At 37.1% G+C, this 13,815-nt stretch carries 14 protein-coding genes; 6 read left to right on the forward strand and 8 right to left on the reverse strand.

What is annotated here, in order from left to right; translation table 11 throughout:
• The first annotated feature begins 227 nt into the window (after positions 1-227).
• Positions 228-587 carry a HepT-like ribonuclease domain-containing protein gene (locus ACSVH7_RS05235; RefSeq protein WP_438065638.1) on the forward strand — a complete coding sequence of 120 codons (360 nt, stop codon included), beginning with the start codon at positions 228-230 and terminating at the stop codon, positions 585-587.
• Positions 588-790: 203 nt separating this feature from the next.
• Here the strand turns inward: ACSVH7_RS05235 and ACSVH7_RS05240 are convergent, their stop codons facing one another.
• The 6 genes from ACSVH7_RS05240 to ACSVH7_RS05265 form a co-directional block, all read right to left on the reverse strand.
• Positions 791-2,182 (reverse strand): MFS transporter, encoded by a 1,392-nt coding sequence (locus ACSVH7_RS05240; protein ID WP_438065931.1) that lies wholly within the window; start codon positions 2,180-2,182, stop codon positions 791-793.
• Positions 2,183-2,284: 102 nt separating this feature from the next.
• Complete coding sequence (uxaC, locus tag ACSVH7_RS05245) at positions 2,285-3,697, reverse strand: glucuronate isomerase (RefSeq protein WP_438065639.1); 1,413 nt, start codon at positions 3,695-3,697, stop codon at positions 2,285-2,287.
• A 5-nt stretch (positions 3,698-3,702) separates the two neighbouring features.
• A complete protein-coding gene (uxuA, locus tag ACSVH7_RS05250; protein ID WP_438065640.1) occupies positions 3,703-4,863 on the reverse strand; it encodes a mannonate dehydratase in 1,161 nt (386 codons plus the stop codon).
• Between the two features lie 21 nt (positions 4,864-4,884).
• Positions 4,885-5,709, reverse strand: a complete 825-nt coding sequence (locus ACSVH7_RS05255) for an SDR family oxidoreductase (protein WP_438065641.1) — start codon at positions 5,707-5,709, stop codon at positions 4,885-4,887.
• A complete protein-coding gene (locus ACSVH7_RS05260) occupies positions 5,706-6,374 on the reverse strand; it encodes a bifunctional 4-hydroxy-2-oxoglutarate aldolase/2-dehydro-3-deoxy-phosphogluconate aldolase (protein WP_438065642.1) in 669 nt (222 codons plus the stop codon). Before ACSVH7_RS05260 ends, ACSVH7_RS05255 begins: the two co-directional genes overlap by 4 nt.
• 20 nt (positions 6,375-6,394) lie before the next feature.
• Positions 6,395-7,402, reverse strand: coding sequence for a PfkB family carbohydrate kinase (locus ACSVH7_RS05265; protein WP_438065643.1), 1,008 nt, complete (start codon positions 7,400-7,402; stop codon positions 6,395-6,397).
• 160 nt (positions 7,403-7,562) lie between these two features.
• Between ACSVH7_RS05265 and ACSVH7_RS05270 the strand changes: the two genes are divergently transcribed.
• Positions 7,563-8,567, forward strand: coding sequence for a LacI family DNA-binding transcriptional regulator (locus tag ACSVH7_RS05270; RefSeq protein WP_438065932.1), 1,005 nt, complete (start codon positions 7,563-7,565; stop codon positions 8,565-8,567).
• A gap of 126 nt (positions 8,568-8,693) precedes the next feature.
• On the opposite strand, the gene ACSVH7_RS05275 is transcribed toward ACSVH7_RS05270, so the two are convergent.
• Together ACSVH7_RS05275 and ACSVH7_RS05280 are read right to left on the reverse strand one after the other, a co-directional pair.
• A complete protein-coding gene (locus tag ACSVH7_RS05275; RefSeq protein WP_438065644.1) occupies positions 8,694-8,930 on the reverse strand; it encodes a hypothetical protein in 237 nt (78 codons plus the stop codon).
• Between the two features lie 80 nt (positions 8,931-9,010).
• The gene (locus tag ACSVH7_RS05280) at positions 9,011-10,189 is read right to left on the reverse strand and encodes a THUMP domain-containing class I SAM-dependent RNA methyltransferase (RefSeq protein ID WP_438065645.1); all 1,179 of its coding nucleotides are present in this window, start codon (positions 10,187-10,189) and stop codon (positions 9,011-9,013) included.
• 111 nt (positions 10,190-10,300) lie between these two features.
• Between ACSVH7_RS05280 and ACSVH7_RS05285 the strand changes: the two genes are divergently transcribed.
• From ACSVH7_RS05285 to murQ, 4 genes are all read left to right on the forward strand, one after another.
• The gene (locus ACSVH7_RS05285) at positions 10,301-11,065 is read left to right on the forward strand and encodes a class I SAM-dependent DNA methyltransferase (RefSeq protein ID WP_438065646.1); all 765 of its coding nucleotides are present in this window, start codon (positions 10,301-10,303) and stop codon (positions 11,063-11,065) included.
• 248 nt (positions 11,066-11,313) lie between these two features.
• Positions 11,314-11,982: a ZIP family metal transporter gene (locus tag ACSVH7_RS05290; protein ID WP_438065647.1), complete on the forward strand. Its 669-nt coding sequence runs from the start codon at positions 11,314-11,316 to the stop codon at positions 11,980-11,982.
• A gap of 201 nt (positions 11,983-12,183) precedes the next feature.
• Positions 12,184-12,582: a hypothetical protein gene (locus ACSVH7_RS05295; RefSeq protein WP_438065648.1), complete on the forward strand. Its 399-nt coding sequence runs from the start codon at positions 12,184-12,186 to the stop codon at positions 12,580-12,582.
• 379 nt (positions 12,583-12,961) lie between these two features.
• Complete coding sequence (murQ, locus tag ACSVH7_RS05300; RefSeq protein WP_438065649.1) at positions 12,962-13,795, forward strand: N-acetylmuramic acid 6-phosphate etherase; 834 nt, start codon at positions 12,962-12,964, stop codon at positions 13,793-13,795.
• Positions 13,796-13,815: the final 20 nt, after the last annotated feature.

Consider the following 13,815-nt stretch of genomic DNA (forward strand, 5'->3'; position numbering starts at 1 on the left):
TGGCATTCGAAATGTTGGTTTATTTGGTTCGTACATTCGTAATGAACAGTAAAGTGGAAGTGATATAGATTTACTAATTGATTTTGAACCTGAAAAAGAAAACTTTGACAATTATATGGCTGTTTACGATTTATTCGAAAAAATATTCAAAAATGAAAAAATCGAGCTTGTAACAAAAAATGGGCTAAGTACGTATATCGGTCCGAAAATCTTAAATGAAGTTCAATATGTCTAAAGAGCCGAAAGAATATCTAAGACATATTCAAGACGAATGCTCACACATAATTTCTGTTAGTGAAAAATTGGTATATGAAGATTTCTTAGAAGACGAAACTTTGAAACGTGCTGTCGTTAGAAGTTTAGAAATTATTGGAGAAGCTACAAAGAAAATCCCTGCCGATATCAAAGTAAAATGGAATACAATTCAATGGAAAAATATGGCTGGAATGAGAGACAGATTAATTCATGACTATTTGGGAGTTAATTATGCCATCGTTTGGGATGTAATGAAAAATAAAATTCCCGATATGTTCAAAACAGATTTCAGAATTCCTAACCGAAGAATAAAAACTAGTACTAACAATTAGATGCTTCGTTGCGAACATAGTACGAACAATGATTTTAAATCATTGTATATCAAAACAAATAATACCCCATGAACTAAACTCCTGTTGTATAGTCTGTCCCGATTCATAGCGGGAGAACCTATTACACCTTCATCAGCTATGTTCTTATCACATAAACAATATGGAGGATTTCAAGTGTCGAGTTAGCCACTTTTTAGCCCAACTTAACACACTATAGGCTCATATTTGGGCACCAATAGTTTCATGATTCCCCACCCTAAAAGGTACGCTACAGAACAGAGAGAAAATATAATAAAATACCCTGCTTCGATCCCTTTAAAACCAAACAAAACAAGTTGCTTTTCCTCAGTATAATCAAAAAGTAAGCCTGAGCCTTTATTGATAATTGTTGCTCCAATTCCGCCAGCCAAACCACCAATACCTGTAATGGTCCCGATGGCATGTTTGGGAAACATGTCACCAACAGTCGTAAAAATATTAGCCGACCAAGCTTGATGCGCCGCCCCAGAAATGCCAATAATACCCACCGGTATCCAATACGTAAAGTGTCCTAAAGGTTGTGCAAACAAAGCCAATACAGGAAAAAAAGCAAAAATCAGCATGGCTTTCATCCTGCCTTCATAAGGGTTCATGCCTTTTTTTTCGACAAAGTATGTCGGCAACCAGCCTCCTAGGATAGAAAGCAAAGTAATCAAATAAAGAACAAATAAAGGAAATGCCGCTGCTGCCGCCTCCATTTTATAGACTGAACTCAAATAAGCGGGGGTCCAAAACAAGAAAAACCACCAAACGCCATCGGTCAATAGTTTTCCCATGATAAAAGCCCAAGTTTGCCGATATTGGAAACAGTCTCCAATGGAAAACAAGCGAGCGTGTTCCGCATTTTGGTCAGGACTACCATTAATTTCCTTTTCATCTTGTTGGATATAGGCTAGTTCTTCCTTGGTGATATTCCCGTTTTTTTCTGGCTTTTCATACATTAAATGCCAAAAGAGCATCCAAACAAATCCCAAGAGGCCAATACTGACAAAAGCCATTTCCCATCCGTACGCTTCGGCAATAAAAGGAATAGAAACCGGAGCTACCAGTGCGCCAATAGTAGCGCCTGAATTAAAAATACTAGTCGCAAAAGCACGATCTTTTTTGGGAAAATATTCTGCCGTAGCTTTGATTGCAGCTGGAAAATTACCTGCTTCCCCCAACGCTAACACCCAACGTGAAAGTATGAACAAAGTCACGCTAACTGAAACAACCAGCCCAGTATCTCCCACGGTTTTGAGACTCGCTTTAGAAGCTTGAAAGCTAAATTGCCAAATACCCGTAATCCATCCTGAGGTGATGATACCACAAAAAGCATGCAAACAAGCACCAAACGACCATATTCCTATAGCCCAAATAAATCCCTTTTTAGTGCCCAATCGATCCACCAATCTCCCTGCAAACAACATCGATAAGGCATAAAATATAGAAAACAAAGCCGTTATATTTCCGTAATCATTGTTGGTCCAATGAAACTCAGGGGCTATAAAATCCTTCCAAGTTAAAGAAAGCACTTGACGATCCAAATAGTTAATCGTTGTGGCAAAAAATAACATCCCACAAATGGTCCATCGGTATTTACCTTTAACTGCTGTTGCTTTTGTGATGGCTTGACTTGCATTGTCACCAATACTTATTTCGCTAACTTCCATACTGTATTAAATTCTTTTGTAATTAAAATAACGAGCTGCATTGTGATAACAAATAGAAGATACTAAGGCACCGACCATTGTAAAGTCCATAGGTAATTCTTTTTTTTCCATTTCTTCCCCCAAAAGATTACAGAGGATTCTTCTAAAATATTCATGTCTAGGAAAAGAAAGAAAACTTCTTGAGTCAGTGACCATACCCACAAAATGAGATAGTAACCCAAAATTAGACAGCACATCGATTTGATTTTCTATTCCTTTTTTTTGATCCAAAAACCACCAGGCTGCTCCATATTGCATTTTTCCAATTTGCCCATCATCATTGAAATTCCCCAGCATCGTCGCCATCATTTCGCTGTCTTTAGGATTCAAGTTGTACACGATGGTTTTAGCTAAACTTTTAGTAGCACTTAATGCTCCAAAAAAACCGCTCAAAGCCGGGGCAAAAGAAAAATCGCCAATAGAATCAAACCCTTGATCTGCACCAATAGATTGCCACATCATTTGGTTAGTATTGCGAATAGCGCCAATATGAAACTGTTGCACCCAACCTTTCGAATGATTCATTTCTGCTAAGGCAATAAGTAGTGCCGATTGGTATTTTCTTATTTCTTTTTTGGATAAATGTTCGCCCTGCATGGCTTTTTTAAAAATTTTTGATACCTCATTTGAAGTGGTCTTTTCAAAATACAGCGTAGAAAGACCATGATCTGAAATTCGACAGCCTACTTCATGAAAATAAGTATGCCTTTCATGTAAAGCCTTTACTAAACTCTCATAAGAAGTTATGGCATATCCAACAACTTGTTCTAGTTGAGCTATCCACTCCAAAAAGCCCTCATTAGTAAGCTGCAACGCTTTATCGGGTCTGAAAGAGGGAAGCACCTGAATTTCAAATCCTTGTTCCTGCAGTTTTTGATGGTATTGTAAATCGTCTATCGGGTCGTCTGTCGTGCCGATAAAGCAAACATTCATTTTTCGTAATAAATTCTGAACACTATAGTCCTTCTGTTGTAGTAAATCTCCAACTTTAGCATAAATACTTGCCGCAGTGTCGGTATTGAGTACTTCCTCAATATCAAAATAGCGCTTTAGTTCTAAATGCGTCCAATGATACAGAGGATTGCGAAGCGTATAAGGAACCGTTGCCGCCCATTTGTGAAATTTATCAAAATCACTAGCGTTACCTGTTATAAAATGTTCGTCAATACCATTAGCACGCATCGCTCGATACTTATAATGATCGCCTGTTAACCAAATCTGAGTTAAATTATCAAACTGTCGGTCTTCTGCAATGTCTTTGGCAGACAAATGACTATGATAATCAAAAATAGGCTGATATTTAGCGTAGTCCACATACAATGTTTTGGCGGCATTCGTATGCAGTAAAAAATCATCCGTAATTATATTTTTTGCCGTCATTTTTTCTAAAATAAACTTTTCTCAATTCCCATGGCTAAGCCTCTTAATTCCGCCAAACCTCTTAAACGCCCAATGGCCGAATATCCAGGATTGGTCTTTTTATTCAAATCATCTAACATTTGATGCCCGTGATCAGGACGCATTGGGATGCATCTATTTGTTTCTTTTTGCTTTTTCAGAATTGATTTAACCACAGCATACATATCCACATCGCCTTCCAAGTGATTCGCTTCAAAAAAATTACCAGCTGCGTCTCGTTGTGTACTCCTTAAGTGGATAAAATTCATTTTAGCGCCATGACGATCAATAATGCCTGCTAAATCATTTTCGGCCAGTACACCATACGAGCCCGTACACATACAAAATCCATTTGAAGGAGAATCGACCACACTTAATATTTCCTTTAAATCAGCCTCAGTACTCACCACCCTTGGCAATCCTAAAATGGAATACGGTGGGTCATCCGGATGAATGGCCATTTTAACCCCCACACTTTCGGCTACAGGTATAATTTCTCTTAAAAAATAAAAGAGATTTTCTTTTAACGCATTGGCGTCAATACCTTCATACCCCTGAAGTACTTTTAAGAAATCCGAAACGGTGTAAGACTCTTCCGCTCCTGGTAAGCCTGCAATAATATTGTGTTGTAATTTAATTGTATCGGCTTCAGAGAGTTGTTCGAATCTAGCTTTGGCTTGTGTCCTTTGAGAGGCCGTATAGGTACTTTCTGCTCCTGGTCTTTTTAGAATAAACAATTCAAATGCCGCAAATTCGGTTACATCAAATCGTAAAGCTTTAGAACCATCCGGCATTTCATACGATAAATCAGTTCTAGACCAATCCAAAACAGGCATGAAATTATAACAAACCGTATGTATTCCGCAGGCGGCTAAATTGATGATACTTTGTTTGTAATTTTCAATGTAGTGTAAATAGTGACCCGATCTTTTCTTAATCTCCTCATGTACCGGAATACTTTCAATAACCGAGAGGGTCAATCCAGCGGCCTCAACTTCTTTTTTTCGTTTCATGATTTCATCCACCTCCCAAACCTGACCATTGGGAATGTGATGTAATGCGGTTACAATACCTGTTGCGCCAGCTTGTTTTGCAGCGGCTAATTGAACGGGATCATTAGGCCCGTACCATCTCCATGTTTGTTCCATAATTTTTTTAGTATTGAATGATTAAACGCCGCTATATGCACTAAAACCGCCATCAATTGGAATGACTACTCCAGTTACAAAAGAGGAAGCAGGATCACATAAATAAAGAGTAGTGCTGATTAAATCCTCGGGTTCGCCAAATCGTCCCATTGGGGTTTGCGCAATAATGGTGGTTCCCCTTGGAGTTAAAGCCCCATCAGAATGGGTTAATAAACTTCGGTTTTGATCCGTCAAGAAAAATCCGGGTGCCAAAGCATTAACTCGGATACCTACTTTAGAAAAATGTACCGCCAACCATTGCGTAAAATTGGAAACGGCCGCTTTTGCCCCACTATATGCTGGTATTTTTGTCAAAGGAGTAAAAGCATTCATGGAAGAAATGTTCAAGATACTACACTCTTTTTTCCCAATCATATCTCTAGAGAAAATTTGGGTAGGCAATAATGTCCCGATGAAGTTGAGGTTAAAAACAAACGAAATGCCCTCAGCGTCCAAATCAAAAAAAGTCTTAAACCCCTCGGTGGTGTTAAGAAGATCTTCTTCATGCAAGAACGACTGAGAGGTTGTTCCCAAAGGATGGTTTCCTCCAGCCCCGTTGATTAAAATATCGCAAGTGCCTAATTGTACATTAATTTGTTTTCTGGCCGCTTCCAACGATTCTTTTTCCAACACATTGGCTACAAATCCAATCGCTTTTCCTCCTGCTGCATTAATTTCGGTAGCGATGGCATCCGCCGCTTCTTTTTTCAAATCCAATACGGCTATTTGATAACCATGTTGGGCTAAAGCTTTTGCCAAAGTACCACACAGAATACCTCCTGCTCCTGTTATTACTACTGTTTTCATTTACTTGTTTTAATGGTATGAATGGTTTCTACTACTTTTCTGGTTGCCTGCTCAAGGGCAGTAAATTCTTTTCTATTCATTAAGTCCTTACTTATTAATTGGCTTCCCATTCCAACAGCACTTACCCCTGCTGTGAACCAAGCCTCAATATTTTCTTTATTTGTGGTTACTCCACCCGTTGGCATGAATGCAATTCCAGGAAACAAGTCTTTAATCGCGATCAAAAAATCGGTTCCGATGCAGTTACCAGGGAATAATTTAATCAATGTCATACCTGCGTTTTCTGCGGAAATAATCTCGGTGGGCGTCATACAACCCGGAACATACAAAACCGATTTTCCGAAAAGGAAAGAAGCCACCTCTGGTAGAAAACCAGGACTGATAAAAAAATCTGCTCCAAGAGCCAAATAGTCTCGAACCTGTTGCAAATTTTTCATGGTCCCAATTCCTATAAACAAATCAGGCATGCTATCATTGCGCACTTGCAACAGCTCTTTAAAATTATGCCTTGCCCTATCGCCTCGGCTTGTATATTCAACCACCCGAATACCTGATCGGTATAAGGCTTGTAGCACTGCTATTGAAATCTCTGCCTCCTCATGATAATAAAGAGGCAACATTCCTTGCCCAAGGATGGTGTTGATTATGTTATCTTTTGTATTCATTAGTGTAGTATTCATTACTATTATCTAGCCACTCGACTCCCTGAGGCGCCATGCAAAACGGCTAAAACTTCTGCTTCGGTAGCCCAGTTAAAATCTCCAACTATGGTATGCTTTAAAGCACTTGCCGCTATGGCGAAATCAACTGCTTTTTGAGGAGAATCTGACCACTTATTAATTCCATGCAGTAATCCGGCCATGTAAGCATCCCCAGCACCTATCCGATCAACAATAGGCGAAATACTATAACTTTTGGACTCATAAAGTATGGTTCCATCCCATAATAAAGCACTGATGTCGTTTGAAGTAGCGTTGGCATTCCATCGCTTGGTAGTCGTAATTATTTTCAGTTTTGGAAATTTTTGTTGCCACAACTGAAACACCTCTTGATCGGAAGTACAAGCTTCAACAGGTAGGCCTAATACAGGTTCAGAATCTTCTATCCCTCCTAATAACACATCGCAATACTGCACCAAATCGGGCATGATTTCATATGCTTTCATCCCGTAATTCCATAAAGTCGGCCTGTAATTCAAATCGGCTGATATGGTCAGCCCCAACTCTTGAGCCACTTCTAAAGCTTCTTTACATAAACAAGCTAAATCAATAGACAAGGAAGGCGTAATTCCTGACCAATGAAACCCAGTCGCGTCTTCAAAAATCGAATGCCAATTGATTACGCCTACTTTTAGAGTAGCGAAAGCAGAAAACTCCCTATCATAGATTACTTTTCCAGAACGCAAAGAAAATCCGGGTTCATAATAATACAAACCCATTCTACCATCCAACTCTTGATTTGCTACTTCAATTCCGCTTTGTTGAAGTGTTCGTAAAGCTTTTTCACCTATAACAGATGGAGGCAATGCTGTGATCAATCGTGTATGCCAACCCAACCTAGCTAAAGAAGCCACAACATTGGCTTCAGCACCTCCAAATCCAAGATCAAATGTCGACGTTTGTTCTAATTTCAAACCATTTGGCGGGGTCAATCGCATCAAAACTTCACCTAGTGTAATTATTTTTTTTGTCATATTTATCGTATTCGTGTGCGCACACGTAATACAAATATACCTAAATTTAGTTCCTAGCCAACCTTTTATAAAAAAAATATAAAAAAGTTTTTCTATGCAAATAAAAAGTAACTTTACCGCTTAAATTCAAAATAACTACCTTATCATCACTATCAAAAAAATAGCTGAACTTGCTCAAGTGTCCGTTGGCACCGTAGACCGTATTATTCATAATAGAGGTCAGGTAACTCCTGAAAATATTGAAAAAGTACAGGCAATCATAAATGAATATGGTTATGTAAAAAATGTAATGGCTAGTAATTTGGCACTGAACAAAAAGTATCGATTTGCCGTTTTTTTACCCAAAAGTGATACGATTGAATACTGGAAAGCACCTTTAAACGGTATCCAAAAAGCAGCCCAAGAATTGACCATTATGGGAGTAGCCTTAGAATATTACTTTTTTGACTTTAATGAAGACGCCTTTGTTCAAGCGGCGCAACAAATACTAATAGCAGATCACGATGGTTTGGTGTTAGCCCCAATTTTTCAAGAAGCCGCACGATCATTTTTAGAAAAATACCAAGAAAAAAATACCCCAATTGTTTTAATTGATTCCAACTTACCTGGACTAAAAAATGTTTTTTATGTGGGTCAAGACTCCCATAAAAGTGGGTATCTCGCAGGAAAACTGACAGGGTATGGATTACAACCTAATGCACACATTCTAATTCTTAAACTCAAAAGCATCAACGAAAACACCAATAGAAACAATGTATTTATCCAGAGAATACAAGGTTTTCGCGATTATTTTAAAGAAAAAAAAGCCAATCACAACTTTACTTTATTCGAAACCAATAGCATAATTGAATCCAAAGAAGTTGTCGCCCCGTCATTATTTGAGGGTATAGATGCAGTATATGTTCCCAATTCAAGAGTGCATTTCGTGGCTCGTTTTTTTGAACAACACCATATTACTTCTGTAAAATTAATTGGGCACGAACTATTAAAAGAAAATATCGAGTACCTGCAGAAGGAGCGAATCGATTTTCTTATCCATCAAAAACCAGAAGAACAGGGATATTCAGCCATTCAATTCCTCTATAAAAAAAAGGCAAGCCAAGAAGAAAACAAGGAGGTGATTCCTATTCCAATTGAAATTATTGTAAAAGAAAATTATTACTAAACCCTTTAAGAAAAAGTAACAAAGAATAAAAAACCGACTTTGATGATAAGTATTGAAACAAAAAAAGGCCCAAGATCCATCGATCAAAGGCCTATTTTTGTTTAGGGCTTAGTTGCTGCAAAAAAATTATCCTATTTCTCTAATGCCTTTTAAAAAAATCCAAGACATGAATAGTTTTTCGCCGTCTTTGGTTTTAGCCGCTTGAAATTTAGGAGACAAAATAGTTCCTACCACAAAAGCAGTTAACGGTATCCAAAAATCAGTCAAAGGGGTAAATCGAGCTACCAAATAGCGAAAACCAATAAATAATATAGCAAAACAACCCAATTGATATAAAAATGCTCGTACTTGTAATTTTGTCATTTCAACCCCCTATCCCCTTGAGGGGTATATCCTATTAGGAGTAAATAGGTTTTTAAATTAAATAAGCTTTATGGAGAACATTATACTTCCCCTTCAGGAGTGAGGGGACTTTGAAACTTAGTTCTTTTACTTCCTTCATACATTTCGTATTTCACCAAACGTGCTTCTAAACTAGCATTAAACAATTTGATTTTTCGAGAGGGTTTTAAACCTACAAATTTCAAAGCGTCTAAGTTCGCGGTAATAAACCACGCATTGGTACCTGGATAATTTTTCTTCAAAGTATCGCCAATGTTTTTGTAAAATTCCTCCATATGAATATCCAATCGCTCATCATAAGGCGGATTGAATACCATATGTAATTTACCTTCAGTAGTTTTCTCGGTATCAAAAAAGTTGTCTTCAAAAACCGAAACGTATTCGTCTAAATTGGCATTACGAATGTTGTCTTTGGCTTTTTGAACCGCACTTGGCGCTTTGTCATAACCTTTTATCGTATAATGAAACTCTTTTACTTTTTTCAACAAACTATCCATGATTTGATCAAACAATTCGTTGTCCCAATCTTTCCATTTTTCAAAAGCAAATTCTTTTCGGTTGATGTTAGCCGGAATATTACAAGCAATCATGGCAGCTTCCGCTAAAAAGGTTCCAGAACCACACATCGGATCCAAGAAATGACCTTGTCCTTCCCAACCTGATAATAATAAAATACCCGCTGCTAAAACTTCATTAATAGGAGCAATATTCGTAGCCGTTCTGTAACCCCGTTGGTGTAACGAATTTCCAGAAGTATCGAGTGCCACCGAAACTTGGTCCTTACCGATATGAATATTAATTCGTAAATCAGGGAAAACTTTGTCAATGCTAGGACGTTGCCCAGTACGCTCCCTAAATTGATCCACAATGGCGTCTTTACATTTTTGAGACACAAACTCGGAATGATTAAAATGCTCCGAATGCACCGTAGCATCAATCACAAAGGTTTGATTAGCATTGATATATTTTGACCAATTCACACCAGCAATACCTTTATATAAAGCGGCTTCATTTGTAGCTCTAAAAGAATAAATGGGTTTTAACACCTTTAAAGCAGTACGTAAAGACAAATTAGCCTTGTACATAAATCCCTTATCGCCTTTAAAACTCACCATTCTAATGCCTTGCTCTACCTCTTGAGCGCCTAATTGTCGCAGCTCTTTAGCCAATATTTCCTCAAAACCAAAAAAGGTTTTGGCTATCATTTTAAAATTCTCCATCGTAAGCTAAATTCCTATAATTAAATACCAAATTCCAAACGGTTTGAAATAGTATATTTTCTGCAAAAATACACTAAATTTGCCGGACTCAAATTAATTGAAAACGAATAAATGTCTGAAGACCCAAAAACCGTCATACACAACCGAGAGCTTACTACCAAAAATTGGTTTACTTCTTGGTTCGATTCTCCGTACTATCACATACTCTACAAAGAACGCAACTATCGAGAAGCGCAAGTTTTCATGGATAACCTGACGCAATATCTCAATTTACCCGAAAAGGCAAAAGTCCTAGATTTAGCCTGTGGTAAGGGTAGACATGCTATTTATTTAAGTCAACTCGGTTACCATGTCTTGGGTGCTGATTTATCCGAAAACAGCATTGCGGAAGCTCGTAAAAACAGTACTACAAATTTATCATTTGAAGTACATGACATGCGCGAACCTTTTTCAGAAAAATTTGATGCGATTTTCAATTTATTTACCAGTTTTGGTTATTTCGAAGATGAGGTTGATAATTTGAAAACCTTAAGAGCCATCAAAGAAAGCTTATCTGAAAACGGATTTGCAGTCATTGACTTCATGAATGTAAATCAAGTAATCGAAACCTTAGTACCTGAAGAAATCAAAACGGTAGATCAAATCGATTTTCACATCAAAAGATATCTAAAAGAAAGACATATTTACAAAGAAATTTCTTTTGAACATCACGGAGAATCATATCATTTCACCGAAAAAGTGAGCGCTTTTAGTTTGAAAGATTTCGAAAATATGATGGAGGAAGCAGGGATCTACTTGCTGGATATTTTTGGGGATTACCAACTCAAAAAATTTCACAACACAAATAGTGAACGATTAATTATGATTTTTAAATAATTTTGGAAGTTTACTTCAAAAAACAACCAATATCAGGGCGTTCGCATTTAAAAAAGCTAGCCACGAATTACACCAATTGTCACTAATTTTTTACCGAACTTAAATTTGAATTACACTAATTCAATTTGTTTTTAAAAATTCGTGAAATATAAATAGTCACAATTAGTGTTTGTTCGTGTAATTCGTGGCGAAACTTTTAAAAGCGAACGCCCTGAACCAATATTCAACTTTAATCTATACAATAAAAAATGAATTACCTTTTGCCTTTAATCGCAGTAATCCTGGGCTATGTCTTGGCATTGGTCTTCCAACCCAAAAATAAATCCAATTTAAAACTTTTATTGGCATTTAGTGGCTCTTTTTTACTATCCATTACCGTTATTCATCTTTTACCTGAGGTGTATGCTACAAAAAATACCTCCATTGGTCTCTTTATTATGACAGGAATTTTATTTCAAATTGTTTTGGAATTTTTTTCAAAAGGAGCCGAACACGGACACGTTCATGGGCATGAAAAAATGAAACAAATGCCTTGGCTATTGTTTATAAGTCTATGTATTCATGCTTTTTTAGAAGGATTCCCGGTGGGACATCATCACGATTTAGCCATCGGAATCGCCATTCATCATTTACCCATTGCAATTATTCTGAGCACTTTTTTCGCCCAAGCACAACTCAACCCGAAAGTAATTTTTGTCTTCATGTTAACGTTCGCCATGATGACTCCTCTTGGAACCTTGGCTTCAGACTACAGCCCCGAATTACAACAATACACTACCGAAATTACCGCTATAGTCATCGGAATTCTGTTTCATATTTCTTCCACTATCATTTTCGAAAGCAGCGAAGGACACAAATTCAACGTAGCTAAAATTTCCATGATTGTATTGGGAATTTTATTAGCCATAGTACTATAAATATTTCTGTAACAGACCATTAAGCATTCAACAAAAAGCATTTCATCTGAACAATTAGCTATTGAACTGATTTTTTTGATGGTATGCCGTATTTGAATTTTCTTTGAAATCAAATTGGGAATCAAAACTACTTTTTTCATAGTCATTCAATTATTTCTTACTAATCAAATGTAGCTGTAACTAATTTAAATACTGTTTGTTATGTTTAGTTTGTTTCAAAAAAAATCCAGAGAATTTTCAAAAACCGAAAGTCATATTTATGGTATCATCACAGAATTATTAAAAAGAAACACTACTGATATCCATTGTGATGAATTGGGAAGAAAATATTATTTGAGTAATGAAGAACACCATATCCGAGTTACAGTTTTCGGCAACGAATATGTAATCAGAATCACCAACACTCATGATTCAATAGCTGAAAAATATGACGATTTTCTTGTGGACAAAATATTAGTAGCCGTAAGAGAAGAAAAGCAAAAACGAATGGATCTGATTTGCGGTTCCATTTCAGATAGTATTGAAAATATGGCCGAACGTTTACATAACACCTTAACAGCATCCTCAGCAAAAGATCCTGCAATCATAAAAGTTGCATAATTGAACTAAACCACTAAAGACTGAGAGTTCATAGGTTTTGTTGACCAAACTCAAAGGCTATAAGGTTCGAATTTATTTTAATCTTAGGTTCGCAAATTATTATACATAGCCATCTTTTAAAATCTGCGAATCTGCGGTGTTACATGTTTAGAAATTAAAGCGCAATACACTGAAAGTTCATAGTTGTAATCTCTACATGATATCAATAAAGCATTAATGCTATTTCCAACTGAATTTTATTAATCGTTATTGCATTGCTGCAGTAACGAAATTCGCAGGTACTTTCATTTTCATTGGCACACTATTTTATCGTATTGCGACCCCTATTTCACTACTAAATTTTACTATCTTTGATGCCTTCAATTTTCAAAAATTAGTCATGGCGTTTATAAAAACAACAGAGCAACCATCGAATTATGATAACCTAGAAAAAATGTCTTTAACAGAGATTTTAACTAGCATTAACAAAGAAGACGAAACTGTACCCTTAGCCGTTGCGAAAGCAATACCACAAATTGAAAATTTAGTGAGTGAAATAGTAACTAAAATTCAATCTGGAGGGAGACTTTTTTACATTGGAGCTGGAACTTCTGGTAGATTAGGCATATTGGATGCCTCAGAATGTCCACCCACTTTTGGGGTTTCGGCAGATCTTGTTATAGGAATCATTGCAGGTGGCGATCAAGCCATTCGAAATGCTGTAGAAAACGCCGAGGACAATCCTGAGCAAGCTTGGATTGATTTAATGGAACACAAGATCAATTCTAAGGATGTAGTAATTGGGATAGCCGCTTCTGGAACCACACCTTACGTAATTAGTGGGCTGCAAAAATGCAATGAAAACGGCATTAGCACAGGAAGTATTTCGTGTAATGCAGGGAGCCCTTTATCACAAACTGCCAAATTTCCAATTGAAGTAATTGTTGGACCTGAGTTCGTAACCGGAAGCTCAAGAATGAAAGCGGGAACTGCTCAAAAATTAGCATTAAACATGATTACCACCTCAACCATGATTCAATTAGGAAGAGTAAAAGGTAACAAAATGGTCGACATGCAATTGAGCAACGCCAAATTAGTGGATCGTGGAGTAAAGATGATCATGCAAGAAATACCCGTATCCTACGAAAAAGCATCCGAATTATTAGCCAAATACGGAAGCGTTCGAAAAGCGGTAGACAATTTCACCCCTACACCTCTCACCTCTAATTGCTAACTTCTAATTTCTAACTTCAA

The sequence above is a fragment of the Flavobacterium sp. TSSA_36 genome (assembly GCF_051547165.1).
Classification (GTDB): domain Bacteria; phylum Bacteroidota; class Bacteroidia; order Flavobacteriales; family Flavobacteriaceae; genus Flavobacterium.

Coding starts and splice junctions, on each gene's coding strand:
- ACSVH7_RS05275 (WP_438065644.1), bottom strand. CDS start 8,930: ATGACAAAATTACAAGTACGAGCATTTTTATATCAATTGGGTTGTTTT.
- uxuA (WP_438065640.1), bottom strand. CDS start 4,863: ATGGAACAAACATGGAGATGGTACGGGCCTAATGATCCCGTTCAATTA.
- ACSVH7_RS05255 (WP_438065641.1), bottom strand. CDS start 5,709: ATGAAAACAGTAGTAATAACAGGAGCAGGAGGTATTCTGTGTGGTACT.
- ACSVH7_RS05295 (WP_438065648.1), top strand. CDS start 12,184: ATGTTTAGTTTGTTTCAAAAAAAATCCAGAGAATTTTCAAAAACCGAA.
- ACSVH7_RS05260 (WP_438065642.1), bottom strand. CDS start 6,374: ATGAATACAAAAGATAACATAATCAACACCATCCTTGGGCAAGGAATG.
- ACSVH7_RS05235 (WP_438065638.1), top strand. CDS start 228: ATGTCTAAAGAGCCGAAAGAATATCTAAGACATATTCAAGACGAATGC.
- ACSVH7_RS05290 (WP_438065647.1), top strand. CDS start 11,314: ATGAATTACCTTTTGCCTTTAATCGCAGTAATCCTGGGCTATGTCTTG.
- ACSVH7_RS05285 (WP_438065646.1), top strand. CDS start 10,301: ATGTCTGAAGACCCAAAAACCGTCATACACAACCGAGAGCTTACTACC.
- ACSVH7_RS05265 (WP_438065643.1), bottom strand. CDS start 7,402: ATGACAAAAAAAATAATTACACTAGGTGAAGTTTTGATGCGATTGACC.
- uxaC (WP_438065639.1), bottom strand. CDS start 3,697: ATGACGGCAAAAAATATAATTACGGATGATTTTTTACTGCATACGAAT.
- ACSVH7_RS05280 (WP_438065645.1), bottom strand. CDS start 10,189: ATGGAGAATTTTAAAATGATAGCCAAAACCTTTTTTGGTTTTGAGGAA.
- ACSVH7_RS05240 (WP_438065931.1), bottom strand. CDS start 2,182: ATGTTATTTTTTGCCACAACGATTAACTATTTGGATCGTCAAGTGCTT.
- murQ (WP_438065649.1), top strand. CDS start 12,962: ATGGCGTTTATAAAAACAACAGAGCAACCATCGAATTATGATAACCTA.